General features: G+C 71.2%; 21 protein-coding genes and 3 pseudogenes. 13 read left to right on the plus strand and 11 right to left on the minus strand.

The genetic code is table 11. The features are described from left to right. The first annotated feature begins 149 nt into the window (after positions 1-149). From ACZ4SA_RS06940 to ACZ4SA_RS06955, 4 genes are read left to right on the plus strand one after another with little or no spacing between them, the layout of a single operon-like run. A complete protein-coding gene (locus ACZ4SA_RS06940; protein WP_468270628.1) occupies positions 150-1,259 on the plus strand; it encodes an ABC transporter substrate-binding protein in 1,110 nt (369 codons plus the stop codon). A gap of 35 nt (positions 1,260-1,294) precedes the next feature. Continuing rightward, complete coding sequence (locus tag ACZ4SA_RS06945; RefSeq protein WP_468270630.1) at positions 1,295-2,089, plus strand: ABC transporter ATP-binding protein; 795 nt, start codon at positions 1,295-1,297, stop codon at positions 2,087-2,089. Next, positions 2,076-2,984: an ABC transporter permease gene (locus tag ACZ4SA_RS06950; RefSeq protein ID WP_468270632.1), complete on the plus strand. Its 909-nt coding sequence runs from the start codon at positions 2,076-2,078 to the stop codon at positions 2,982-2,984. The genes ACZ4SA_RS06945 and ACZ4SA_RS06950 overlap by 14 nt, the downstream gene beginning before the upstream one ends. A 7-nt stretch (positions 2,985-2,991) precedes the next feature. Continuing rightward, complete coding sequence (locus ACZ4SA_RS06955; RefSeq protein ID WP_468270634.1) at positions 2,992-3,729, plus strand: sirohydrochlorin chelatase; 738 nt, start codon at positions 2,992-2,994, stop codon at positions 3,727-3,729. A gap of 101 nt (positions 3,730-3,830) precedes the next feature. Here ACZ4SA_RS06955 and ACZ4SA_RS06960 read toward each other — a convergent pair whose 3' ends face one another. The 3 genes and pseudogenes from ACZ4SA_RS06960 to ACZ4SA_RS06970 form a co-directional block, all read right to left on the minus strand. Next, the gene (locus ACZ4SA_RS06960; RefSeq protein WP_468270636.1) at positions 3,831-4,379 is read right to left on the minus strand and encodes a DUF1697 domain-containing protein; all 549 of its coding nucleotides are present in this window, start codon (positions 4,377-4,379) and stop codon (positions 3,831-3,833) included. 287 nt (positions 4,380-4,666) lie between these two features. Then, positions 4,667-5,866: a S8 family peptidase gene (locus ACZ4SA_RS06965; RefSeq protein ID WP_468270638.1), complete on the minus strand. Its 1,200-nt coding sequence runs from the start codon at positions 5,864-5,866 to the stop codon at positions 4,667-4,669. Between the two features lie 490 nt (positions 5,867-6,356). Next, positions 6,357-6,542: pseudogene (locus tag ACZ4SA_RS06970) on the minus strand (glycosyl transferase); the annotation flags it as partial. Positions 6,543-6,637: 95 nt separating this feature from the next. Here ACZ4SA_RS06970 and ACZ4SA_RS06975 point away from each other — a divergent pair. Continuing rightward, positions 6,638-7,489: a phosphotransferase enzyme family protein gene (locus ACZ4SA_RS06975; protein ID WP_468270640.1), complete on the plus strand. Its 852-nt coding sequence runs from the start codon at positions 6,638-6,640 to the stop codon at positions 7,487-7,489. 50 nt (positions 7,490-7,539) lie between these two features. Here ACZ4SA_RS06975 and ACZ4SA_RS06980 read toward each other — a convergent pair whose 3' ends face one another. From ACZ4SA_RS06980 to ACZ4SA_RS06990, 3 genes and pseudogenes are all read right to left on the minus strand, one after another. Next, positions 7,540-8,262: an exonuclease domain-containing protein gene (locus ACZ4SA_RS06980; RefSeq protein ID WP_468270642.1), complete on the minus strand. Its 723-nt coding sequence runs from the start codon at positions 8,260-8,262 to the stop codon at positions 7,540-7,542. Between the two features lie 144 nt (positions 8,263-8,406). Further along, positions 8,407-9,642: an SAV2148 family HEPN domain-containing protein gene (locus tag ACZ4SA_RS06985; RefSeq protein WP_468270644.1), complete on the minus strand. Its 1,236-nt coding sequence runs from the start codon at positions 9,640-9,642 to the stop codon at positions 8,407-8,409. 90 nt (positions 9,643-9,732) lie between these two features. After that, positions 9,733-9,894: pseudogene (locus ACZ4SA_RS06990) on the minus strand (copper amine oxidase); the annotation flags it as partial. Positions 9,895-10,560: 666 nt separating this feature from the next. Here ACZ4SA_RS06990 and glgX point away from each other — a divergent pair. Further along, positions 10,561-12,681, plus strand: coding sequence for a glycogen debranching protein GlgX (glgX, locus tag ACZ4SA_RS06995; protein ID WP_468270646.1), 2,121 nt, complete (start codon positions 10,561-10,563; stop codon positions 12,679-12,681). 136 nt (positions 12,682-12,817) lie between these two features. After that, positions 12,818-15,172, plus strand: coding sequence for a malto-oligosyltrehalose synthase (gene treY, locus ACZ4SA_RS07000; RefSeq protein WP_468270648.1), 2,355 nt, complete (start codon positions 12,818-12,820; stop codon positions 15,170-15,172). 80 nt (positions 15,173-15,252) lie between these two features. Here treY and ACZ4SA_RS07005 read toward each other — a convergent pair whose 3' ends face one another. Then, positions 15,253-15,801: an FHA domain-containing protein gene (locus tag ACZ4SA_RS07005; RefSeq protein WP_468270650.1), complete on the minus strand. Its 549-nt coding sequence runs from the start codon at positions 15,799-15,801 to the stop codon at positions 15,253-15,255. Positions 15,802-15,961: 160 nt separating this feature from the next. On the opposite strand from ACZ4SA_RS07005, the pseudogene ACZ4SA_RS07010 reads away from it, so the two are divergent. Continuing rightward, positions 15,962-16,267, plus strand: a pseudogene (locus ACZ4SA_RS07010) (GNAT family N-acetyltransferase); the annotation flags it as partial. Between the two features lie 206 nt (positions 16,268-16,473). Further along, positions 16,474-18,219, plus strand: a complete 1,746-nt coding sequence (gene treZ, locus ACZ4SA_RS07015; RefSeq protein ID WP_468270820.1) for a malto-oligosyltrehalose trehalohydrolase — start codon at positions 16,474-16,476, stop codon at positions 18,217-18,219. Between the two features lie 38 nt (positions 18,220-18,257). Here treZ and ACZ4SA_RS07020 read toward each other — a convergent pair whose 3' ends face one another. The 3 genes from ACZ4SA_RS07020 to ACZ4SA_RS07030 all read right to left on the minus strand — a co-directional run bounded on the left by ACZ4SA_RS07020 (position 18,258) and on the right by ACZ4SA_RS07030 (position 20,583). Next, a complete protein-coding gene (locus ACZ4SA_RS07020; protein ID WP_468270652.1) occupies positions 18,258-18,734 on the minus strand; it encodes a hypothetical protein in 477 nt (158 codons plus the stop codon). 142 nt (positions 18,735-18,876) lie between these two features. Beyond that, positions 18,877-19,848 carry a hypothetical protein gene (locus tag ACZ4SA_RS07025; protein WP_468270654.1) on the minus strand — a complete coding sequence of 324 codons (972 nt, stop codon included), beginning with the start codon at positions 19,846-19,848 and terminating at the stop codon, positions 18,877-18,879. A 48-nt stretch (positions 19,849-19,896) separates the two neighbouring features. Continuing rightward, positions 19,897-20,583 carry a nucleoside/nucleotide kinase family protein gene (locus ACZ4SA_RS07030; protein WP_468270656.1) on the minus strand — a complete coding sequence of 229 codons (687 nt, stop codon included), beginning with the start codon at positions 20,581-20,583 and terminating at the stop codon, positions 19,897-19,899. Between the two features lie 44 nt (positions 20,584-20,627). On the opposite strand from ACZ4SA_RS07030, the gene ACZ4SA_RS07035 reads away from it, so the two are divergent. Then, entirely contained in the window at positions 20,628-21,059 is a 432-nt protein-coding gene (locus ACZ4SA_RS07035; RefSeq protein ID WP_468270658.1) for a VOC family protein, read from the plus strand. A 191-nt stretch (positions 21,060-21,250) separates the two neighbouring features. Here the strand turns inward: ACZ4SA_RS07035 and ACZ4SA_RS07040 are convergent, their stop codons facing one another. After that, on the minus strand, positions 21,251-22,447 hold the full coding sequence (locus ACZ4SA_RS07040; RefSeq protein ID WP_468270660.1) for a lactonase family protein: 1,197 nt from the start codon (positions 22,445-22,447) through the stop codon (positions 21,251-21,253). 176 nt (positions 22,448-22,623) lie between these two features. Here ACZ4SA_RS07040 and ACZ4SA_RS07045 point away from each other — a divergent pair, with 176 nt between their 5' ends. The 3 genes from ACZ4SA_RS07045 to ACZ4SA_RS07055 are packed head-to-tail and all read left to right on the plus strand — an operon-like array spanning position 22,624 to position 24,183. Further along, positions 22,624-22,917, plus strand: coding sequence for a gas vesicle protein GvpO (locus ACZ4SA_RS07045; protein WP_468270662.1), 294 nt, complete (start codon positions 22,624-22,626; stop codon positions 22,915-22,917). Between the two features lie 50 nt (positions 22,918-22,967). Continuing rightward, positions 22,968-23,438 carry a gas vesicle structural protein GvpA gene (locus ACZ4SA_RS07050; protein ID WP_468270664.1) on the plus strand — a complete coding sequence of 157 codons (471 nt, stop codon included), beginning with the start codon at positions 22,968-22,970 and terminating at the stop codon, positions 23,436-23,438. 31 nt (positions 23,439-23,469) lie between these two features. Next, a complete protein-coding gene (locus ACZ4SA_RS07055) occupies positions 23,470-24,183 on the plus strand; it encodes a GvpL/GvpF family gas vesicle protein (RefSeq protein WP_468270666.1) in 714 nt (237 codons plus the stop codon). Positions 24,184-24,201: the final 18 nt, after the last annotated feature.

Consider the following 24,201-nt stretch of genomic DNA (forward strand, 5'->3'; position numbering starts at 1 on the left):
CGGGGTGGCGCGATGTGCGCGATGACCGCAGTACCGAGGGCGCTGCCCGAGCGCGCCCCCGGCGTCCCGCACCGCCGAAAACCTGACCGCCCGCCGACGACCCGGCCCGACCTGACGTAGGGACCGGGCCTACGAGAGGAAGACCTCCCGTGCCAGCCACCCGTACGTTCCTGGGCCGCGGCCTCGCCGCCGCAGCCGCCCTGCCGCTCCTCGCCGTGGTCCTCACGGCCTGCGGCTACGGCTCCCAGGCCGTGAAGGCACCCGTCGCCCACGCGGCGAAGGGTCCGCAGGTCGGGGGTCTGGACACCGTACGGATCGGGTACTTCCCCAACCTCACCCATGCCACCGCGCTCGTGGGCGACCGGGAGGGCATCCTCCAGCGGGAGCTGGGCGGCACCAAGGTGTCGACCGCGAGCTTCAACGCCGGCCCCTCCGAGATCGAGGCCCTGAACGCGGGCTCGATCGACATCGGGTTCATCGGCCCCTCCCCCGCCGTCAACGCCTATGTGAAGTCCGGCGGCGAGAGCCTGCGGATCATCGGCGGTTCCGCGTCCGGCGGGGTGAAGCTCGTCGTCAACCCGGAGAAGATCACCTCCCCGGCCGACGTCGAGGGCAAGCGGATCGCCACCCCGCAGCTCGGCAACACGCAGGACGTGGCGTTCCTCAACTGGGCCGCGGAGCAGGGCTGGAAGATCGACCCCCAGAGCGGCAAGGGCGACGTCTCGGCGGTCCGGATGCAGCCCAAGGTGACGCCGGGCGCCTACCGGTCCGGGGCGATCGACGGGGCCTGGATGCCGGAGCCCGCCGCCTCCAGGCTGGTGGCCGCGGGCGCGAAGGTGCTGGTGGACGAGGCGGACCTGTGGCCGGACGGGAAGTTCGTGATCACGAACATCGTCGTGTCGCAGCAGTTCCTCGAGAAGCACCCGGCCGTCGTCGAGGCGGTGCTGCGCGGCACGGTGAAGACCAACGAGTGGATCGCCGCCAACCCCGAGCGGGCCAGGGCCTCGGCCAACGCCAAGCTCGAGGAGCTGACCGGCAAGCCGCTGCCGCCGGAGGTGATCGACCCGGCGTGGAAGTCGCTCCGGTTCACCGACGACCCGCTGGCCGCGACGCTCGACACGCAGGCGCACCACGCGGTGCGGGCGGGCCTGCTGGAACAGCCCGACCTCGCCGGGATCTACGACCTGAAGCCGCTGAACAAGGTCCTCGGCGCCGCGGGCGCGCCCGAGGTCTCCGACGCCGGACTCGGCGTCAAGTGATCCGTACCAGCCGAGTTCCCCAGGAGGTGACGACCATGGCCACTGCCCTCGCCAAGGCCGAGGACCGCGTGAGTGTCGAGCAGACGTACGCGGCCCGTATCGGGCATGTCTCCAAGTCCTTCAACGGGCCCGCCGGGCCGCAGCTCGTGCTGGACGACATCACGCTCGATGTCGCGCCGGGCGAGTTCGTCACCCTGCTGGGAGCGTCCGGCTGCGGCAAGTCGACGCTGCTGAACCTGGTCGCGGGGCTCGACCGGCCGACCGCGGGCTCCATCGAGACGCCCGGCGGGCGGCCCGCCCTGATGTTCCAGGAGCACGCCCTGTTCCCGTGGCTGACCGCGGGCAAGAACATCGAACTGGCGCTCAGGCTGCGCGGCGTACCGAAGAACGTACGGCGCGGCGAGGCCGAGCGGCTGCTGGAGCTCGTACGGCTGGGGGGCGCGTACGGCAAGCGGGTGCACGAGCTGTCGGGCGGTATGCGCCAGCGGGTCGCGATGGCACGCGCGCTCGCCCAGGACAGTCAACTCCTGCTGATGGACGAGCCCTTCGCGGCGCTCGACGCCATCACCCGGGACGTGCTGCACGACGAGCTGACCCGTATCTGGCGGGAGACCAACGTCTCGGTCCTTTTCGTCACCCACAACGTCCGTGAAGCGGTGCGGCTCGCGCAGCGAGTGGTGCTGCTGTCGTCACGGCCGGGGCGGGTCGCCCGCGAGTGGACCGTCGACATCGACCAGCCGCGACGTATCGAGGACACCGCCGTGGCGGAGCTGTCCGTCGAGATCACCGAAGAACTGCGTGGGGAGATCCGCCGACATGGCCAGCACTGACACGACCACGACGGCCGCCGGCAGGACCGCCGACAAGGCCGACGACCTGGCCGGCCTGGAGGCGGGACTCGACGCACTGGACGCGGTGCAGGTGAACCGCACCCCCGTGCGCCAGGTGCTGGTGCAGAAGGTGCTGCCGCCGATCACCGCCGTGGCGCTCGTACTGGTCGCCTGGCAGGGCCTGGTGTGGGCCGAGGTCACGGAGGACTACAAGCTGCCCGCGCCGTCCGCCGTGTGGGACAGCCTGTCCCGCATGTGGCTCCAGGGCACTCTGCTGGAGGTCATCTGGACCAGCGTGTCGCGCGGCCTCCTCGGCTTCCTGCTGGCGCTCGCCATCGGTACCCCGCTCGGCCTGCTGGTCGCCCGGGTGAAGTTCGTCCGCGCGGCGATCGGTCCGGTCCTGTCGGGCCTGCAGTCCCTGCCGTCCGTGGCCTGGGTGCCTCCGGCCGTCATCTGGCTCGGCCTGAACGACTCGATGATGTTCACCGTCATCCTGCTGGGCGCGGTCCCCTCGATCGCGAACGGCCTGGTCTCCGGCGTCGATCAGGTGCCACCGCTGTTCCTGCGGGCGGGCCGCACGCTCGGCGCGACCGGGCTCAGGGGCACCTGGCACATCGTGATGCCGGCGGCGCTGCCGGGGTATGTGGCGGGCCTCAAGCAGGGCTGGGCTTTCTCGTGGCGTTCGCTGATGGCCGCCGAGATCATCGCCTCCTCGCCGGACCTGGGCCTCGGGCTCGGCCAGTTGCTGGAGAACGGCCGCAACAACGCCGACATGCCCGGCGTGTTCCTCGCCATCCTGCTGATCCTCGTGGTGGGCATCGCCGTCGACCTGCTGGTCTTCAGCCCGCTCGAGCGGTGGATGCTCCGCAGTCGCGGGCTTCTCGTCAGGAGCTGAGTGCACGATGAACGACTCCGTCCTGCTCGTCATCGCCCACGGCAGCCGAGACCCGCGCCACGCGGCGACCGTCCACGCCCTCACCCGGCGCGTACGGTCGCTGCGACCCGGCCTGCGCGTGGAGACGGCGTTCCTCGACTTCAACGCCCCGGCGGTGCCCCAGGTCCTCGGGCGTCTGGCGGCCGACGGCGTACGGGACGTGGTGGCGCTGCCGCTGCTGCTGACCCGCGCCTTCCACGCCAAGGCGGACATCCCGGCAGTGCTGCGGCAGGCGCCCCCGTCGCTGCGCGTGCGGCAGGCCGAGGTCCTCGGCCCGTCACCACTGCTGCTGGGCGCCGTCGAGCGGCGGCTGTACGAGGCGGGGCTCGGCCCCGCGGACAAGAGCTCGACCGCCCTGGTGCTGGCCGCGGCGGGCTCCACGGACCCGGAGGCGATCGCAGCGATCGCTCACACAGCGCGGGAGCTGCGGCACACCGGTTGGTGCGCCGTGCGGCCTGCGTTCGCCTCCGCATCTCTGCCCCGCACCGAGGACGCCGTCCGCGCGCTGCGGGCCGAGGGCCACGCGCGCGTCGCCCTCGCCCCGTACGTGATAGCCCCCGGCCGGCTCCCCGACCGCATCGCGGCCGGAGCGAGCGAGGCGGACGTCGTCGCGGACGTGCTGGGCGCGTCGCCCGAACTGGCGCGGCTACTGCTGGACCGCCACGACGAGGCTCGGATCGAGTACGCGTCGGCGGTCTCCGCGTAGCGCCGGAGCTTCATGACCCGGCTGACCGGGCCATTTCCCCGGCACCGACGAGCGCGGTGAGCTCGTCGAGTGTCTGACGGCCTCCGTCCGTCCGCGGGAAGTCAGTCACGGGTCATCTCCACCAGTTTCACGACCGTGTTCCAGTTGCGGCTGGTGGCGACGACGCCCTTCAGCAGACCGGGCCTCGACAAGGCCGCCGCGAGCTTCGAGCGGCCGAGGCCGTCCGGCGCGTACAGGTACAGCGCCCGGTCGCCGAGCCGGAACTCCTCCGGCAAATGGGCCGCGGTGTCGATCGACGCCAGTCGGCGCGGCGCCACGGTCTCGGAGAGAAAGGTGACGTGGAGCTGTTTCCCCTCCAGCGAGGCAGCGGGGAAGGGGCAGGCGTCGGCGACCGCCCGCAGATAGGGGCCGCTGCGTACGAGTGTGTCGACACGGAAGCCGAAGGCCTTCTCGACGGCCGCCTCGATCCCGTCGGCGAGCACGTCCTCGTCGGTGTCCGCGCTGCTGAAGACGGCGTTTCCGCTCTGCAGGTAGGTGGCGACGTCGCTGTGGCCCAAGTCGCCGAGCAACGAGCGGAGTTGCGCCATGGGGACCTTCCTGCTGCCACCCACGTTGATCCCGCGCAGGAGCGCCGCGTACTTCGTCGTCATGCTCAAACGATAAAGGCGGTCGCCGTGCCCCGTGGGGGAGGGCACGGCGACCGCCGGTCCGGCGGCGAGCGCGCCGTGGGTGTGGGGGGGGGGGGGGGGGGGGGGGGGGGGGGGGGGGGGGGGGGGGGGGGGGGGGGGAGGGAGTGGGGGAGGAGGGGGATCTCTTTTTTCTCTCCTCCTCATCCCCCCTCCCCCCCCCCCCCCCCCTCCCCTTTCCCCTCCCCCCCCCCCCCCCCCCCCCCCCCCCCCCCCCCCCCCCCCCCCCCCACACCGGGGTCATACCTGGGTCACTCGACGACCTTCAGCAGCTTGTTCGGCGTGCCCGCACTCGGGTTGGTGATCTTGTCGGCCGTGGCGCCCTCGGTGAGGGCCGTGGCGATCTGCTCCGGGGTGGCGTCCTGGTGGCCGGCGAGGTAGACCGCCGCGGCGCCGACGACGTGCGGGGTCGCCATCGAGGTTCCGGAGATGGTCTTGGTGCCCTCGTCGCTGTCGTTCCACGCCGAGGCGATGTCGGAGCCGGGTGCGTAGATGTCCACGACCTCACCGAAGTTGGAGAAGTCCGACTGGGCATCCTCCTCGGTGGAGGAGGCGACGGTGATGGCTTCCTTGACCCTCGACGGAGAGCCCTGGCCCGCGTCGGAGGACTCGTTGCCGGCCGCGACGCCGAAGGTGACGCCGGCGGCGATGGCCTTGCGGACGGCCTCGTCGAGAGCCTCGTCGGCGCCACCGCCAAGGCTCATGTTGGCGACGGACGGGCCTTGGTGGTTCTGGGTGACCCAGTCGATGCCCGCGACGACCTGCTCGGTGGTGCCGGAGCCGTTGTCGTCGAGCACGCGAACGGCGACGATCTTCGCCTTCTTGGCGACGCCGTGCGCCGCGCCCGCTATGGTGCCGGCGACGTGCGTGCCGTGGCCGTTGCCGTCGTCGGCCGAGTCGTCGTTGTCCACGGCGTCGAAGCCGTGCGTAGCGCGGCCCTCGAAGTCCTTGTGGGAGATACGGACTCCGGTGTCGATCACGTACGCGGTCACGCCCTCTCCGGCGCTGTCCGGGTAGTTGTACTTGCTGTCGCCGGCCGTGTCGGCCTGGTCCACCCGGTCCAGACCCCAGGACGGCGGGTTGTCCTGGGTCGCGTTGATGGTGAACTTCTTGTTCTGGACGACCTTGGCGACCGCCGGGTCGGCGGCGAGACGCTTGGCCTCCGTCTCGGAGAGACCGCTGGCGGAGAAGCCGTTGATGGCGGAGCTGTAGTTGCGCTCCAGCGTGCCGCCGTACTCCTTGGCCAGGCCCTTCTTGTCGGCCTTCTCGTCCAGCATCACGATGTAGCTGCCGGCGACGGCGCCCTTGGCGTTCGCGCCGTAGATCTTGCCTTCGACGGGAGCGGCGGCTCCTGCGAAGGACGTGTTGAGCAACGTGACGCCGGCTGCGGCGGCCACGGCGGTGATGGCTGCGGTGAGCTTGATCCTGCTCGCGCGCTTGTGAGTTGCCATGAAGAGGGGTCTCCTCGTCAATTTTTGTGGGGGGATCGGCCCACGGACGGAATTTCTCCGGGGACTGGCTCGAAACCCTGACCGATTGACGCGCCCAGATCAAGACCTTCATGCAGCTGTGACTTAGAAAACAAGCTTTCGCAATAAGAAATCGGCCAGGGCGACGCAAGTCGGGCATCGACCCCAACAGCCGTCTGCAGAAAGGGGCTTGCGTCCCACTTCCTGGGTTCGCGCCCCCTCCCCGAGAGGCGACCGCACCCCGCCGCACATCACTGCCCGGCAGGGCGGGACGACCTGAATACGTCCCTGATTTCGACGCGGATCCGGGGCCCGTGCACAGAAAGCACGCACACACACCTCACGCATGCATCACGGATATGACCATTCGTCCACGCCATTTACACATTCGCGCACGCGGGCGGCGAAGCACGAATTCACGAAAGGCTGACGGGGCGGCTGCGCCAGGCCGCCGCCTCCGATGCCGCGTGCCTCACCGGGACGGGAGTTCCGCCTCGATCAGGTCGGCCGCGCGTCGCGTGCCGCCCTCGCCGGCCATGCCGGACTTGATCTTCGCCAGCCGTGCCGCCACCTGCGGGTCCCCCACCAGCTCGAGGACCGCGTCGCGCAGTTCCCCGGCCGGGGCGTCCGTCCCGAGACGTCGCGCCACCCCCAGGCCCCCGGCGGCCCGGTGCTGACGGGCTGTCGGTTCGTCGAGGCGGCCTGCACGGATGCGAGACTTTGTCGGGTTCACGACGATGCCGGAAGAGGGCGATGGACGAGACACGAGCACGCGAGGTGCTGGCGAGGGCCGGGCTGCGGGCCGACGCGCCGCTGCTGGCACTCGGCGAGAACGCCGTGTTCGCGGCGGACAAGATGGTGATCAAGGTCGGCCGGGACGCAGAGCTGCTGCCGCGTGCCGAGCGTGAACTGGCCGTCGCCGCCTGGCTGGAGGCCGCGGGTGTGCCTGGCGTACGGGCCGCGGAGCCCGGGCCGCGGCTGGTCGCCGGACATCCGGTGACGGTGTGGCACCGGCTCCCGGACGCCGTACGGCCCGCGCAGCCCGCCGACCTCGCGCGCCTGCTGCGGCTCGTCCACGCGCTGCCCTCCCCTCCCTTCGAGTTGCCCCGCCGGGAGCTGCTCGGCGGGGTCGAACGCTGGCTGCGGCTGGCCGGCGACGCGATCGACCCCGCCGACGCCGCATATCTGCGGGCACGCCGCGACGGTTTCGCCGAGGCGGCGGCCGCGCTCACCCCTCATCTGCCGCCGGGTCCCATCCACGGCGACGCACTCCCCCGCAATGTCCATGTGGGCCCGGATGGTCCCGCCCTCGTCGACCTGGAAACCGTCTCGTCGGATCTGCGCGAGCACGACCTGGTGGTCATGGCCCTCTCCCGCGACCGCTACGGCCTCGATCCCGCCGCTTACGACTCGTTCACCGGGACCTACGGCTGGGACGTGCGCACATGGGACGGCTGCGCCGTACTGCGCGGCGCCCGCGAAACCGCCAGCTGCGCCTGGGTCGCCCAGCACGCCCCGTCCAACCCCGCGGCGCTGGCCGAATTCCGCCGCAGGGTGGCGTCCCTGCGGGACGACGACCCCGAGGTGCGTTGGTACCCCTTCTGACGATGCCGGACCGGCGCGCCGCCCATGGCCTGCCCGCCGCACCGGTGCGTTCAGCCGGCGACCGGCGCGAGCTCCCGCAGCGGCCACGAGGCGTCGACCACCGCGTCGGGAGATCCCTTGCGACGCAGAAATCCCTGGAAATCGGCCGCCCACTGCGCGTACCAGACCACTTGTTGCTCATGCAGCTCCGCCACCGCGAGGCCCGCCACCATGGCGTGCCGCTCCGCTATCGCACGGGCGACCAGCACCGCGGCGTGCGCGTCCGCGTCGGCGTGGTGGGCGCTGTCGAGGGCCACCCCGTACTCGACGCAGACCGCTTCGAGCGTGCGCTTGCCCCTGCGGTAGCGGTCGACGGCCCGGTCGATCGTGTACGGGTCGACGACGGGGCCGATCGGCCGGCCGCCCAGCCGCTCGTCCAGGGACGGCAGTCCGTGCCGCCGCAACTCGGCGGCCAGCAACGTCAGGTCGAAGGCCGCGTTGTACGCGACGACGGGGACGCCCTGCTGCCAGTGGCCGGTCAGCGTCCGGGCGATCTCGTCGACCACCTCTCGGGCGGGGCGGCCCTCTGCTGCGGCCCGCTCGTTGCTGATGCCGTGGATGGCGGAGGCCTGTGCAGGAATGCTTATCCCCGGGTCCGCCATCCAGCCGTGCCTGCGCACCGGCTCCCCGGCCCGCAGCTCGACGACGGCGGCCGTCACGATGCGTGCGTCGAGCGGATCGGTGCCCGTCGTCTCCAGATCGAAGCCGACCAGCAGCTCGCGGTGCCAGGACATGAGTGCCCCCTTCTCAGTGATGCGGTGGTGCTTCCCCCAGTTGACGACCACTCTCGCACGCACCACTGACAGCGGGTTCGGGCGGCCGTCCCGACCGGGGCACCGATCCGCGGCTGCGCCCCGGGGGCCCTGTGCGGACGGCCGTCACGACACAGGGCGCGAGTCGGCCCATACCGACTCGAACTCCTCGCGGTATGTCTGGAAGAGACCCGTTTCTCCGTCCTGGCCGGCGCGCACGACCGAACGCCCGGCGCCACGCAGCACCAGCACGGGCGCCTCCATGCCGCGTGCGCGGCGGAGGTAGGACTGGATGACGGCGAGACCGTCGGGCCCGTCGCCGTCGACGAGGTAGGCGGTGAAGCGCGGTGTCTCGTCGAAGACCTGTATCTCGAAGGCTCCGGGGTCACGCAGGCGGGAGCGGACCCGGCGCATATGGAGGATGTTCATCTCCACAGTGCGACTCAACTCGCCCTTTTTGATGCCGAGTTCGCGCTCGCGGCGCTTGACGGCGCTGCTCGCCGGGTTGAGGAAGAGCAGCCGGACCCGGCAGCCCGACTCGGCGAGGCGGACCAGCCTGCGGCCGGAGAAGTTCTGGACCAGCAGGTTCAGTCCTATGCCGATCGCGTCGACGCGGCGCGCGCCGCCGAAGAGGTCCTCGGCGGGCAACTGGCGCTGGAGTCTGACGCGGTCGGGGTGGACGGAGACGACGTCCGCGTACCGGTCGCCGACCAGGTCCTCGACCGCATCGACCGGGAGCCGGTCGGCGGAGGGCACACCGGCGCCGCTGCCGAGTATCTCCAGCAGCCGCGAGGAGGCACGCTCGGCCTGGGCGAGCACCGCCTCGTTCAGCGCCCGGTTGCGGGAGACGACGTTGCGGGCGACCTCCAGCTCGTCGAGTGCCAGCTCGACGTCGCGCCGGTCATCGAAGTACGGCTCGAAGCAGGGCCAGTGCTGGACCATCAGCTCGCGCAGCTGCGGGAGGGTGAGGAAGGACAGGACGTTGTCGTCCGCCGGGTCCAGCAGATAGCCCTTGCGGCGGGAGACCTCGCGCACCGCGACGGCACGCTGCACCCATTCGTGGCCCGCCGGGCCGGCCGCGGCGACCACCCAGTCGTCGCCGTGCACCGGCTCGTAGATGGGGCGCAGCACGGCGGCGACGACCGCCCTCAGCCGCTGTTCCACCAGATTCAGCCAGATGTAGGCGCGCCCGGCGCGCTGGGCGCGGGTGCGCACCTCGCTCCATGCGTCGGCTCCCCAGTCCAGCTCGGCCCCGATCTCCATCGGCCGCGCGAGCGAGACCGCTCCTGGCGGGACCTCGGCGGAGTCTCCCCCCTCGTGACCCGTGTCACCGGGGGGTAGCTCCAGCCCTCCCGAGCTCACCCGCGCACCGCCTTCCCTGCCCCCTCCAACGATCAAGGAAGCCTACTCCGCCGACGGGAGGCGGTGCAGCAGGATGAGCCGGGAGTTTTCTCAACTCCCGTGGCGGTGCGAGCCGTTCTGGTCGGCGAGATCGGCCGGAGTGAGGGGATTCATAGCGGTCACGTCACTGGGGCGAGCTGGAAGCCCTGCCAGTGGACCGGCATGGGGCTACTTCTCGCCCCGGGCGACGGGATGGAACCCGATGTTGACCCAGGCCGGTGCGGCGACGGCTGGCCCCGTGCCGGGGGCCGGTCCGCTCCACCTTGCCCGTGTCGAGATGGACGGTCCGGGTGACGAGTGCGCCGATACGATCATCGCAGAATCCCACCTCGGCCCGGCGTGGCGCGGCGGTGCCGTCCGCCTCGGAGGGCGGCGGCTCGGCGAGGTTTGCCGCCAGGTGCTGCGGGCCGCGGCCGCCGACCGCGTTCTGGCCGTCCCGCCGTGCGGCGGGAGGCAGCGCCGGCCTCCGCCCCGCGTCAACTCGTCGCCGGTGAGCGGATCGCCCCCGGCCCCTTTCCTGCGGCGCGTCGGCGATGACGCCGGGCCGCGGGACGTCGGCCGGTCCCGACTCACCGGCCGCGGGGCTGCCGCCGGCCCCGGACGCCGTTCCCTTCCCCGGCCGGAATCATCGGCCCCCGCCGTGCCCGGCAGCGTGATCCGCACCATCACTACGGTCCCCCGTCACCGCGATGGCGGCACCCGCCATCGGCTTCCCCAGGTGACGACGCGCCAATTGGCGTACTGGTCCCCCATTTCCCCCTCGTTTGTGACTGGTCACCCGGTAGGACGGTACGAAGTCCTAGGAGGTTGCCCCACTTTGGGGGAGGATCTTGTCCGAGTAGCCCCAATACCCGGATCAGAAATGGAAGAGTCCTATCTATGCAGGTCTGGCCGGGACAGGCGTATCCCCTCGGTGCCACCTACGACGGCGCCGGCACGAACTTCGCGGTGCACTCCGAGGCCGCACACCGAATCGAGCTGTGTCTGCTCCACGACGACGGCTCGGAGACAGCGGTAGAGCTGCGCGAGACGGATGCCTTCGTGCGGCATGCCTATCTGCCGGGCATCATGCCCGGCCAGCGCTACGGCTTCCGGGTCCACGGCCCGTACGAGCCCGCGCGCGGGCAGCGCTGCAACTCAGCCAAGCTACTGCTCGATCCGTACGCACGTGCGATCAGTGGCTCCATCGAGTGGAACGAGTCGGTCTACGGCTACCACTTCGGCAGGCCCGATTCGCGCAACGACCTCGACTCCGCTCCGCACACGATGACATCGGTGGTGGTCAACCCGTACTTCGACTGGGGCGACGACCGCCTGCCACGCACCGACTACCACCGGACCGTGATCTACGAGGCCCACGTGAAGGGCCTCACTATGCTGCACCCGGAGCTGCCGCCCGAGCTGCGCGGTACGTACGCCGGGCTCGCGCATCCCGCCGTGATCTCGCATCTGACGGAACTTGGCGTCACCGCACTCGAGTTGATGCCCGTGCACCAGTTCGTCAACGACCACCGGCTGGTGGACGCGGGACTGAACAACTATTGGGGCTACAACACGATCGGCTTCTTCGCCCCGCACAATTCGTACGCCTCCTGGGGCGACCGCGGTGAGCAGGTCCTGGAGTTCAAGCAGGCCGTGCGGGCACTGCACCAGGCCGGTATCGAGGTCATCCTCGACGTGGTCTACAACCACACGGCGGAGGGCAACCACCTCGGCCCCACCCTCTCCTTCCGCGGCCTCGACAACGAGTCGTACTACCGGCTCACCGAGGACCGCCGCTACTACATGGACACCACCGGCACGGGGAACTCCCTGTTGATGCGCAGTCCCCACGTGCTGCAGCTGATCATGGACTCGCTGCGCTACTGGGTGACCGAGATGCATGTCGACGGATTCCGCTTCGACCTCGCCGCGACGCTCGCCCGCCAGTTCCACGAGGTGGACCGGCTGTCGTCCTTCTTCGACCTGGTCCAGCAGGATCCGGTGGTCAGCCAGGTGAAGCTGATCGCCGAGCCGTGGGACGTCGGCGAGGGCGGCTACCAGGTGGGCAACTTCCCGCCGCTGTGGACCGAGTGGAACGGCAAGTACCGCGACTGCGTACGGGACCTGTGGCGGGGCGAGCCGCGCACCCTCGCCGAGTTCGCGTCCCGGCTGACGGGCTCCTCCGACCTGTACCAGGACGACGGGCGACGCCCCCTGGCCTCGATCAACTTCACCACCTGCCACGACGGCTTCACCCTGCACGACCTCGTCTCCTACAACGACAAGCACAACGAGGCCAACGGCGAGAACAACCGCGACGGCGAGAGCCACAACCGCTCCTGGAACTGCGGCGCGGAGGGCGACACCCACGACGAGGGCGTGCAGGAACTGCGCGAGCGGCAGATGCGCAACTTCATCGCGACGCTGATGCTCTCGCAGGGCGTACCGATGCTCAGCCACGGCGATGAGTTCGGGCGCACCCAGGGCGGCAACAACAACGCCTACTGCCAGGACAACGAGATCGCCTGGGTGCACTGGCCGGAGCCGGGCGACGACGAGGAGGGCTCGCTGCTCGCCTTCACCAGGACGATGGTGTGGCTGCGGCGCGACCATCCCGTCTTCCGGCGACGCAGGTTCTTCCACGGCCGGCCGGTGGAGGGGACCCACGACGAGCTGACCGACATCGCCTGGTTCACCCCGCAGGGCGACGAGATGGTCGCGCGGGACTGGCAGGCGGCGCACGCCAAGGCGCTGTCCGTCTTCCTGAACGGCCACGCGATCTCCGAGCCCGGACCGCGCGGCGAGCGGATCTCCGACGACTCGTTCCTGCTGATGTTCAACGCGAGCGCGGAGGAGCTGGAATTCACGGTGCCGGTGAGCCACGGCGAGGAGTGGCAGGTGGTGGTGGACACGGCCTGCAAGGAAGGAGTGCCGCCGGGCAACGGTCCGATGGTCGCCGCCGGGGACGAGCTGCGACTGGTGGGCCGCAGTATGACGGTGCTGCGACGGCCGGCGTAGGCACGTCCCGCACGGGGCACACTGGAGAGCGTTCGTCCAGCTGGGACGCCCGGACGAGTCCCCACATCACCCGTTCGGCCCACACGTTCCACCGGGCCGGGCGCAGGAACCTCTCAGGGCGGGTACGTATGTTCGCATGACGCCCACCTCCACGTACCGGCTCCAGCTCCAGCCCGGTTTCCCGTTCTCGGCCGCGGCGGCGGCCGTGCCGCACATAGCCGCGCTCGGCGTCTCCCATCTGCATCTGTCTCCGGTCCTGGAGGCCGTCCCCGGCTCCACCCACGGCTACGACGTGGTCGACCACAGCCGGGTCCGCCAGGAGCTGGGCGGCGAGGCGGGTCTGCGGGATCTGTCCCGTACGGCACGCGAGCACGGCATGGGGCTCGTCCTCGACATCGTCCCCAACCACATGGCGGCGGCGCCGCGCCACAACCGCGCCCTGTGGGAGGTGCTGCGGGACGGGCCGGTGTCGTCGTACGCCCGCTGGTTCGACATCGACTGGGAAGCAGGCGGCGGGCGGCTCCTGCTGCCGGTGCTCGCCGGCCGCGTCGGCGACGAGATGGAGAAGATGCACGTCGAGGGTGACGTCCTGCATTACGGCGAGCAGCGTTTCCCGCTGCGGGAAGCGACGGCGCGCCTGCCGATCGCCGAGCTGCTGGACGCCCAGTGGTACCGCCTGGGCTGGTGGCGGCTGGCCCGCACCGAGCTCACCTACCGCCGCTTCTTCACCGTCTCCGAGCTCATGGGTGTGCGCGTCGAGGACCCGGAGGTCTTCGACGCCACCCACAAGAAGATCGTCGAGCTGGTGCGGGACGGCGTCGTCGACGGTCTGCGGGTGGACCACCCCGACGGGGTGGCCGACCCCGAGGGATATCTGCGCAGGCTCGACAAGGCGACCGGAGGGGACTGCTGGATCGTCGTGGAGAAGATCCTCACCGGCGACGAACGGCTGCCGGCCGGCTGGGCCGTCGCCGGGACCACCGGGTACGACGCGCTGCGGCGGCTCGACGGTCTGTTCACCGATCCGGCCGGAGCGGCGGTGCTCGCCGCCGACCACCGGCAGTTCACGGAGGCGGCCGAGGAACTGGGCGGCCGCTGGGACGCCACGGCGCGGCACGCCGCGCACGAGGTGGTCACCCATGAGCTGGCCGCTGAGACCGCGGCGCTCGTGCGACTCGCCGAACGGGTCTGCGCCGCCGGCCCCCGCCTGCGGGACCACGCCCCGTGGGCACTGCGCACGGCGATACGGGAGCTGCTGGTCCGCGTTCCGGTCTACCGCCCCTACGGCGTCGCCGACGAGGAAGCGCTGCCCGAGGAGGCGGTCCTCGCCGCGAAGGAGGCGTTCACGGTACCGGAGGAGGCTACGGCCGTGGACGTGGTCAGGGAGCTGGCGCTCGGGCTGCTCGGCACGGGGCCGGACCACGATGCCTTCCGCGCCCGCTTCGCCCAGACGGCGTCGGCGCTGCGGGCCAAGTCCCTGGAGGACAAGGCCTTCTACCGGTACGGCCCGCTGCTCTCGGCGAACGAGGTCGGCGGCGACCCCGGCGATCCGGCGATCGGCCCCGAGGCGTTCCACGCGTACTGCGCCCGGCTGGCCGCCGACTGGCCCACGACCGGGACCGTGCTCACCACGCACGACACCAAGCGCAGTGCGGACGTGCGGGCCCGTATCGCCGTGCTGTCCGAATGCCCGGAGCGCTGGGCGGACTTCCTCGCCCAGATGTCCGAGGAGGCGGAGAGCGTGCCCGGCGGCATCGCCCCCGACCCGCAGGTGGCGTGGACGGCCTGGCAGACCGCCGTCGGGTTCTGCATTCCGGACGCCGGTCGGCTGGAGACGGCCCTGCTGAAAGCTGTCCGCGAGGCGGGGCTGCGCACGAGCTGGACGGAGCCGGACGCGGGGTACGAGAAGGCGGTGTCGGCGTTCGTGGACGCGGGGCCGGCGGGCCCGCCGCAGCACTCGGTGGCACGGTTCGTCCACGAACTCGATCCGTACGTGCGGGCGAATGTACTCGGTGCGACGCTGCTGCATCTGACGATGCCGGGGGTGCCCGACGTGTATCAGGGCTCGGAGCGCGAGTTCCTCGCCCTGGTCGACCCGGACAACCGGCGTTCGGTGAAGTTCGGCGGACCGACCCACGCGGGGCCGGGTGCCGAGAAGGAGGCCCTGACCGTGGCCGCCCTGCGGCTGCGCCGGGACGCGCCCGACCTGTTCGGGGCATCGGCGACCTACACCCCGCTCCTGCCGCACGGGCCGGCGGCGGACCACTGCGTCGCCTTCTGCCGCTCGGGCGAGGTGGTCACGGCGGTGACCCGCCTCTCACTGCGACTGGCGCGGACCGGCGGCTGGGCCGACACGGAACTGCCACTGCCGACGGGCCGATGGTCGGACCTGCTCGCCCCGGAACGCGACTTCCCGTCCGGACCGGTGCGTCTGGCGGACCTGTTCGCGACCCGCCCGGTGGCGCTGCTGAGGCGAGTGGACGTGGCGTAGGGCCCTTCGTTCGAATCCGGACGACCGGTTCGGCACAACCGCCGGGCCCGCCGCGACCGGTGACGGTCGGGCGGAGTCGCTCAGCGTGCGGTGAGGCGGAAGGTCACGCTGCCGAAGCCGACCATGTCCCCGTCGTTGACGACGATCGAGCCGGTCACCCTGCGGCCGTTGACGGTGGTGCCGTTCGTCGAGCCGAGGTCGCGGAGCACCCACAGCCTGCCCTGGTGGCTCAGCTCGGCATGCATACGGGACACGGTGTCGTGGCTGAGCCGCAGGCCGTTGGCCGGGTCGCGGCCGATACGGAGGGGATGCGGTCCCGGCTCGGGCAGGAGCAGCGGCGGCAGCTTCTCCGCCTGCCACGCCCTGCGCAGCCGGACCGAGAACGCGGAGATCCGGCCGACCACGCCGAACAGCCGGCGTGACCAGCGGCCCTCGTCGACCAGGTCCGCGGTGAGCGCCGCCAGTTCTTCGGAGCGGCGTGCGGCGAGGACCAGTTCCATCCGGTGCACAAAGGTCTCGTGCGACAGCTTGCCCTGGGCCGCACCCTCCCTGAGCACGTCGAGGACACGCTCGCGCTCGGCATCGGACAGCCGCGCGGGATACGTGTTGGACTCGAAGGAGGACGTCACGTTCCAGATTGTCGGCCCCAAAGGGCCGAGGTGTCCAGACGAAGCGATACCACCGCCCGTCCTGACCTGCACGGAAGCGTGGATTCCGCCCCACTTGGCCACAGTCGGCCGCCAGTTGCGGCCGAACCACTTGTCCGCGGTCGGCCCCCAGTTGCGGCCGCCGTCGCCGCGCGAATGGTGGCAGCTCGCCCGCACGCCCGACGGTGAACTGGTCGGCCTCCACATCCCCGCGCACAACCCGTCGGGCCCGTGCATCGGCTTCATCGGAGTCGTACCGGAGCAGCGCGGTCGCGGCTACGCGTACGACCTGCTGGCGGAGTGCACGCACTATCTCGCCGAGCGCGGCGCCGAGTTCATCGCGGGCGCCACCGACCAGGGGAACTTCCCCATGGCGGCGAACTTCGCCAGGGCCGGGCACCCGGTCGTCCAGGAACGGATCCACTTCCTGCCCGCGTCGCAGCGCTGACAACTGCCGGCGTCACAGCTCCGGTGACGCAGGGGGCGCCCGTGGCCACCGGGCGCCCCTGCCATCGACGGCGCCACTCGGGGAAGCCCAGGGCGTCGACATGGCTCGTGACCTCAATGGCCCAAGCGTCCCGCCTGGAGGGCACGGACTTGCCAGGATGGTCGGGACGGGTGTCAGGGGCATCGACGACGAGGGGACCTCCTGTGCTGCTGTTCGAGGTGTGGGCGCCGAACGCCGAGGAGCGGGTCACGTTGTGGCTGGAGGGTGCGGAGCACCCGATGGAGCGGGCTCAGGGGCGGGACGGCTGGTGGTTCGCGGAAGCGGCGGCACGGGACGGCGCCCGGTACGGCTTCGCCCTGGACGGTGGCCCGGTGCGGCCCGACCCCCGCTCGCGCCGCCAGCCGGACGGCCCGGACGGCTTGAGTGCCGTCGTGGAGCAGGACGCCTATGCGTGGCGGCGGGACTGGGCGGGCCGGGGTCTGGCGAGTGCGGTCCTGTACGAGCTGCACGTCGGCACCTGCACGCGCGAGGGGACGCTCGACGCGGCTGCCGAACGGCTCGGTGAGCTTGCCGAGCTGGGCATCACCCATGTGGAGCTGATGCCGCTGTGTTCCTTTCCCGGTGTGCACGGTTGGGGTTACGACGGTGTCTCCCCTTGGTCGGTGCACGAGCCGTACGGCGGCCCCGTGGCACTGAAGCGCTTTGTCGACGCGGCGCACGGGCACGGCCTCGGCGTGGTGCTCGACGTGGTCCACAACCACCTCGGCCCGTCGGGCAACCATCTGCCCGCCTTCGGCCCGTACTTCACCGACACCCACCACACGCCGTGGGGCTCGGCGGTCAATCTGGACGCCCCCGGGTCCGACGAGGTGCGCGCCTATCTGCTGGGCAGCGCGCTCGCATGGCTGCGTGACTACCGCCTCGACGGGCTGCGGCTGGACGCGGTGCACGCGCTGGCCGACAACCGGGCGCTGACGTTTCTGGAGGAACTGGCGGCCGCGGTCGACGGGCTCGCCGGAGATCTCGGCCGTCCGCTGTTCCTCATCGCCGAGTCGGACCGGTGCGACCCTCGGACGACAACACCCCGCGCCCAGGGCGGTACCGGTATCCACGCCCAGTGGAACGACGACTTCCACCACGCCCTGCACACCGCCCTGACGGGCGAGTCGCAGGGGTACTACGCGGACTTCGCCCAGGCTCCGATGGCGGCCCTCGCCAAGACGCTGACCCGCGTCTTCTTCCACGACGGCACCTACTCCGGCTTCCGCGGCCGAACCCACGGCCGGCCGATCGACGTGGTGAACACTCCGGCGCACCGCTTCCTCGGCTACGCGCAGACGCACGACCAGATCGGCAACAGGGCGCTGGGCGACCGGCTGTCCGCCACCCTCTCCCCCGGGCTGCTGGCGTGCGCGGCGGCACTCGTACTCACCGGCCCGTACACACCGATGCTGTTCATGGGCGAGGAGTGGGGTGCGGGCACGCCCTGGCAGTACTTCACCGACCACACCGACCCGGAGCTCGCGGAAGCCGTACGGGCGGGAAGGCGGCGGGAGTTCGCCGAGCACGGCTGGTCAAAGGAGCAGGTTCCCGACCCGCAGGACCCGGCCACCCGGGAGCATTCCTGTCTGGACCGCTCGGAGCGGGAGCGGGAGCCGCACGCCGGGCTTCTGGCGTGGCATCGGGAGCTGATCGCCCTGCGCCGCGCCCTGCCGGATCTGTCGGACCCGGACCTGGCGGCGGTGAAGGTCGCCTTCGACGAGCAGGCACGCTGGCTGGCGTTCCGGCGCGGCGATCTGCGGGTGGCGGTCAACTTCGCCAAGGAGCCGGCCGAGATTCCGCTGGGCGGCGGTGGCCGGATTGCCGCGGCATGGGGCGAGGTACGGCCACCGGACGCCGAGGGTCTGCTGCACCTGCCGCCGCAGAGCTGTGCAGTGCTCGCCGACTCGTGAGCCGCGTGCCTCGTGCCGGCACGCTCATGAGTCCGGGGTCAGCGCCCCCTGGAGCCGTACGAGTCGCGGCAAAGGGCGGTGATGTTCGGGTCCGTGACGCCGTCGGCGGCGTCGCACACGCTGCTCATGTCGTACGACGCACGGGGCTGCGGGTGCCGGAACTGATGCGGGCGGGGGCGCTGCGCCCTGCGCTCGGACGCCTGGGCGCGGCGGACCGGAGGGGCCGGCTCGGCGCGTGGCGAAGCTGCCGCGGGCCGCTGCTCGCGCACCGGCCGGCTCTCCGGCTCCCGTTCCTTCTGCCGCTTCTCCTTCGGGCCGGTGGAGGCCAGTGCCTCGCGCGCCGACGGCTGGACCGGCCGGCTCCGCTCCACGGGCAGCGCGGACCGCTCCCCCGCAGGCACCAGACTCTGCGCCGGTGCGGGCGGCGCGGCGGGAACGGACACACAACCCGTCACACAGCCGGTCGCAGCGAGCAGGACAAGGACGGGGACAGCAGAAATCCGGGAAGAGCGCATCCGTCCACTGTGCCGCACCAAAGCTCCCTGAAACTGCCCCCACCTGCGACAACGCGACCGGAACCACCGGCACGAGTGACGCGGTCAACGCGGCGCGCCGGTCGCCCGCTCCGCCGTCGGCAAACAAGGAGTGCCGGCCGGCTCAGCCTTCGTCGCCGAAGCGCCGGTTCTCCTCGGCGACCAGCCGTTCCAGCAGCGCCTGGAACTCCTCGCCGATCACGATCTGCAGCCCCTCGCCGTCCTCGTCGCGATTGCTGAGCTGGGTGAGAGTGCCGCCGCGCCACCAGTACACATACGGGCTGATGGCTCCCGGGGTGTCCTCGAAGCCGGTGGCCGCGAAGGCGGCCATCGCGTTGAGCGCGGACAGCATGCCGGTGTCGTGAATGGCGTGGAACGCCAGCTGGTGCCGGAACGGCATGGCCACCAGCGCGCCGTCGGCGGGCAGCTCCTCCCCGGTGACCTGCCTGACGAGCGTCTCCAGCGCCAGGACCCGGCTGGCGGTGTAGAAGGAGTCGCCGAGTACGACCTCGAAGTGCATGCCTTCGGAGTCCTTGACGGTCTCGTGCGCCTCGACCGGCAGGCCACGGAGGTTGTAGAGCGCCTGGTCGCGCAGATAGGGCAGGTCGCCGAGCGGTTCGAGGGCCTCGTCGGTGAGCATCATGACGCTCTCGGGGAGGTCGAGCGCGAGGATCTCGTACAGGCCGGGGGCGACGGGACGGGCGTAGGCGAAGTTCCGCGGGTCCAGTCCCTCTGCGCCGACAACGCGGGGGTACAGCTGGGCGCGGATCTGTTCCGGGGGCAGAGTCTCCAGCGCGGACGGGGCGTCCATGGCGCGCAGCACCATGCCGACGTGCTGATGGACCAGCTCCGACCACGCGCGCGGTCCGCGGTCGTCGTTGTGGCACACCGCGGCGAGGTTGCCGAGCCCGAACTGCCGCCCCGCACTGTCGGAGACCATGTCGGCGTAGACCGTCACCTCGAGGCCCCGCTCGGCGAACGCCTCACGGACCAGGGAGCGGAACCGTGCGCCTTCGTCGGCGGAGAAGAAGGAGAACTCGGGGTCCCGGGGCGCATCGCGTCCATCACGCTTCGGCCCTCGTCGGAACAGCCCCACGTCAACCGCCCTCCGCTCCAACGTGTCAGTCATTCGAGCGTACCGACATCAGATGAACGGAGTGTCTCCGGCATCGTCCCGGCTCATCGGGCCGGCATCGCCCCGGCTCATCGGGACGACAAGATCGGCCCGGCCGCGGCCGCGGCCGATCAGCCGCGCATTGGGTTCGTCGCTGTCGCGGACCCAGCTCTCGGCGTGCGGACGTTCCTTGCCGAAGCGCACGTGCCGGTCGACGAGCCGGGCCACCCGCTCCTCCTGGTCGAGCTCCAGGAACCACACCTCGTCGAGGAGCGGGCGGATCCGCGCCCAGGGCCCTTCGTCGTGCAGCAGGTAGTTGCCTTCGGTGACAACGAGGGGGACGCCGGGGTCGACGGGGATGCTCCCGGCGACCGGCTCCTCGAGGGCCCGGTCGAAGGCGGGCGCGTACACGGTGGCTCGGGTGCCGTGGTCCCGCAGCCGGGCGAGCAGGGCGGCGTATCCGGCGACGTCGAAGGTGTCGGGGGCACCCTTGCGGTGGGCACGGCCGAGGCGCAGCAGTTCCTGCTGGGCGAGGTGGAAGCCGTCCATGGGGACGAGCACGGCCGGCCCGTCCAACGCGTCGACAAGGTGGACGGCGAGGGTGGACTTTCCGGCTCCGGGGGCCCCGGCGATCCCGAGGATGCGTCGGCCGCCGGTCGCGGCGAGGGAGCGGGCGCGCTCCAGGAGATGCGGCGGAAGGTACTGCGGGACGGGCATGCGGACCATTGTCGCACCCGGCGTAATACGTATAACGTACCCTTATGCCGAGCATCGCCCTGGTCACTCTCGTCGTCCGCGACTACGACGAGGCCATCGCCTTCTACACCGACGCCCTCGGCTTCGAGCTGGTCGAGGACACCGACAGGGGCGACGGCACCCGATGGGTCGTCGTCCGCCCGGCCGGATCCGGACCCGGCACCGGCCTGCTGCTCGCCCGTGCCGGGGACCAGGGCCAGCGGGCAAGCATCGGCGCGCAGACCGGCGGCCGGGTCGGCTTCTTCCTGCACACCGACGACTTCGCGCGCGACCACGCCCGGATGACGGCGGCGGGCGTGCGCTTCCTGGAGGAGCCGAGGCACGAGCCGTACGGTTCGGTGGCCGTCTTCGAGGATCTGTACGGCAACAGGTGGGACCTGCTCCAGCCGAAGCAACCCCCAGGGCCGAGACCGCCGCCGGAAACCAACGGAAGGTGAAGGCAGACCGAGTTCGCGTACACCTACGGGGAGCCGCCCGCCGATTCCATTGCCGCGGGGTTCCTGCGCCATCTGGCCAACGAGGTCGGCAGGGACATCCTCCGTTCGCACGGCCACCGCCCCTGTGCCGAACTGGACAAGCCGCAGCTGTGCCGCCCCACGTGAATGGGCCGGCGCCCTGGTCGGTGCGTCTACAGCGGCAGCGCGCACACCGCGACGGGTGACGTGAACGCGGTTCCGGTGGGGCGCAGTTCGCCCGATTTCCTGTCGACGTGGAAGACGGTGACCGTACTGGAGCGCTGGTTCGCCGCGAAGAGCAGGCCGCCGGACGGGGAGAGCGCGATGTGGCGGGGGAAGTCGCCGCCGACCGGGACGGTGTCCAGCAGACGCAGGCGGGAGCCGCCGGACTCGATCGCGTAGCGGGTCAGGCTGTTGTGACCGCGGTTGGCCAGGTACGCGTACCTGCCGTCGCCGGTGACGACGAACTGGGCGGGGTAGCTGGTCCCGGGGCCCGTTCCGGTCGACTGCGGTTCGCCCGGACCGAGTTCGCCGCTCCGGCGGTCGTATGCGCAGACCACGACCGTGTTGTCGAGCTCGTTCGCCACGTACACATGGCGGCCCGAGGGGTGGAACGTCAGATGCCGGGGGCCCGCGCCGGTCCGCAGCGTGAGGTGCGAGACCTCGGTGAGCCTCCCCGCCGCGGTGTCGAGGCGGTATGTGTACACGGTGTCGTTGCCGAGGTCGACGGCGAGGACGTGGCCGCCGTCCGGGCTGGTGACGATCTGGTGGGCGTGCGGTCCCTGCTGTCCCGGCCCGGGCGGCGGGGTGCGGTGCGTGATCAGCTCCGTACGCTCGCCCAGCGCGCCCGATGCGGCGATGGGATGGACGGCGACGCTGCCGGAGCCGTAGTTGGCGCTGAAGAGCCACCTTCCGCTGGGATGCACCGACAGATGACAGGGGGCGGCGCCTCCGGTGTCACGGCTGCCGAGCACCCGGTGCCGGCCGTCCTCGGCGAGCCGTACGGCGGTCACCGCGCCGGCTTCCCGCTCGTCGACGGCGTAGAGGGTCCGCCTCGAGGGGTGGAGGGCCAGGTACGAGGGGTCGCCGACGCCCTCGACGACGCCGGTGCCGGTGATCCGACCGGTGCGCTCGTCGTACGTGGCCAGCCCGATGCCCTTCCCTCCCCCTGCGACGGAGGTGTACGTCCCCAGGAACAGCGGCCGCTCCGTGCGGGCTCGGGGGGTGGGGGTGGGGGCCATCTGCGATCGTGACCGCGAGGCGGAGTCCGGTGGCGCTCCGCACGCGGGCAGTACGGCAGCGGCGGCGACGGCGGAGAGCGCCCCGATGAAACGACGCCGGCCCGGGTGTGCAGCGTTGCCCATGCCCATGCCATGCAGCCTAGGGCCTGCGGACTGTTCCAATGCCTGCTCCGTGCCGTGGTGTTGGGGATGCGGGAGCCGAGAGGCAGACAGCCCGCCAGGACAGCGGAATATATGCCTATATCCTGCAATTGTACGTTTCGCACGCGACGAGCGGTGTCGACTCAGACCGATGAGAAGGTCCTATGGCTTCCTCAGAACCCGCCAAACGGCGAACCAAGCCCAAGGCGGCGACGATCATGCGCTCCGCGGCCGACCAGCTCTCCGAGTTGCTCGGGCGCCCGCCCGAGTCCGTCTCGGCGCTCAAACGCACCGAGGACGGCTGGGAAGCGGACGTGGAGGTGCTGGAGCTGGAACGGATCCCCGACACCACCAGCGTGCTGGCCAGCTACAGGGTCAACCTGGACGACGAGGGCGATCTCGTGGAGTACCGGCGGACCCGGCGCTATACGCGCGGACAGATCGACCGGCCGTCCTGAGCGGACCTTCCGACGGTCCTGTCGAGGGCCCAGCGACGAAGGGAGGCACCATGACCGTGGTGCCGCAAGGCGGAGGGGGCGTCTCCAGAGGAGGCGCCGGCTCCGGAAATCTCTACGACGTCCTCGAGCTCATACTGGACCGCGGACTCGTCATCGACGTCTTCGTCCGTGTCTCCCTGGTCGGCATCGAGATCCTGAAGATCGACGCACGCATCGTCGTGGCCAGCGTCGACACCTATCTGCGCTTCGCCGAGGCCTGCAACCGACTCGACCTCGAGTCCGGCAGAAAGGCGCCCGCCCAGCTGACCGACATCGTCGGCGACACCGTCGAGAGCGGTGCCCGCGGAAAGTCGAAGGGCGCCCTCGGCGGCGCGGTGGATGCGGTGACCGACGCACTGGGGAGCGGCGGGAAGAGCGGGCGCGACGAGGAGAGCGAGGACGAGGAAGAGTCCGAGCCGCAGCGGGTGGAGAGGCGCAAGCCGGTCCGGCGTACCGCCCGGCGCGAACGCGGGCGGGAGTGACCGGCAGCAGTGACCGCAGTGAGGAGCGACCATGGCCGTATACGTCTACTCGATCACCGCCGAGCGGCATCCGCTGCGCCTCGACGGCGTCGAGGGGATCGGAGACCCGCCGGTGGCCCTGCGGAAGGTGGTCGCGGGCCCGCTCTGCGCGGTCGTCAGCGACGCGCCCGACGGCCTGCGGCCCAAGCGCCGCGATGTCATGGCGCACCAGACGGTGCAGGAGCACCTCATGGCCGACGGCACCGTCCTGCCGCTGCGCTTCGGCCTCACCGCCGCCGATGACGACGCCGTGCGGGAGGCGCTGGAGAAGGACGCGGCGAAGTACACCGAGCGCCTGGAGCAGCTCGACAGCTGCACCGAATACAACCTCAAGGCGTCGCAGGACGAGGAGGCGCTGCTCCGCGAGATCCTTCTGGAGTCGGACACGGCCCGCGAGCTCAACGACCGGATCCGGGGCGGCGACACGTCCGCGGAACTGCCGATGCGCCTCGGGGAACTGGTGGCGGCGGAGGTGCAGGCGAGGCAGGAAGCCCTGGCGTCCGGTGTGATCGAGGCCCTGCGCCCCTTCGCACGGGACCTGAGCACCTCCGATCCCACCGGCGACGACTTCGTCAACGTGTCCTTCCTGGTGGCGGAGGACCAGGAGGAGCTCTTCCTCACGACCCAGCTCAGCGTCGCCAACCAGATGGGCGAGGGCTACAACTTCCGGCTGAACGGGCCACTGCCGCCGTACAGCTTCGTGTGACGCAACGGATGGGGGTGA

It is taken from the genome of Streptomyces sp. NPDC027962, from assembly GCF_055566095.1.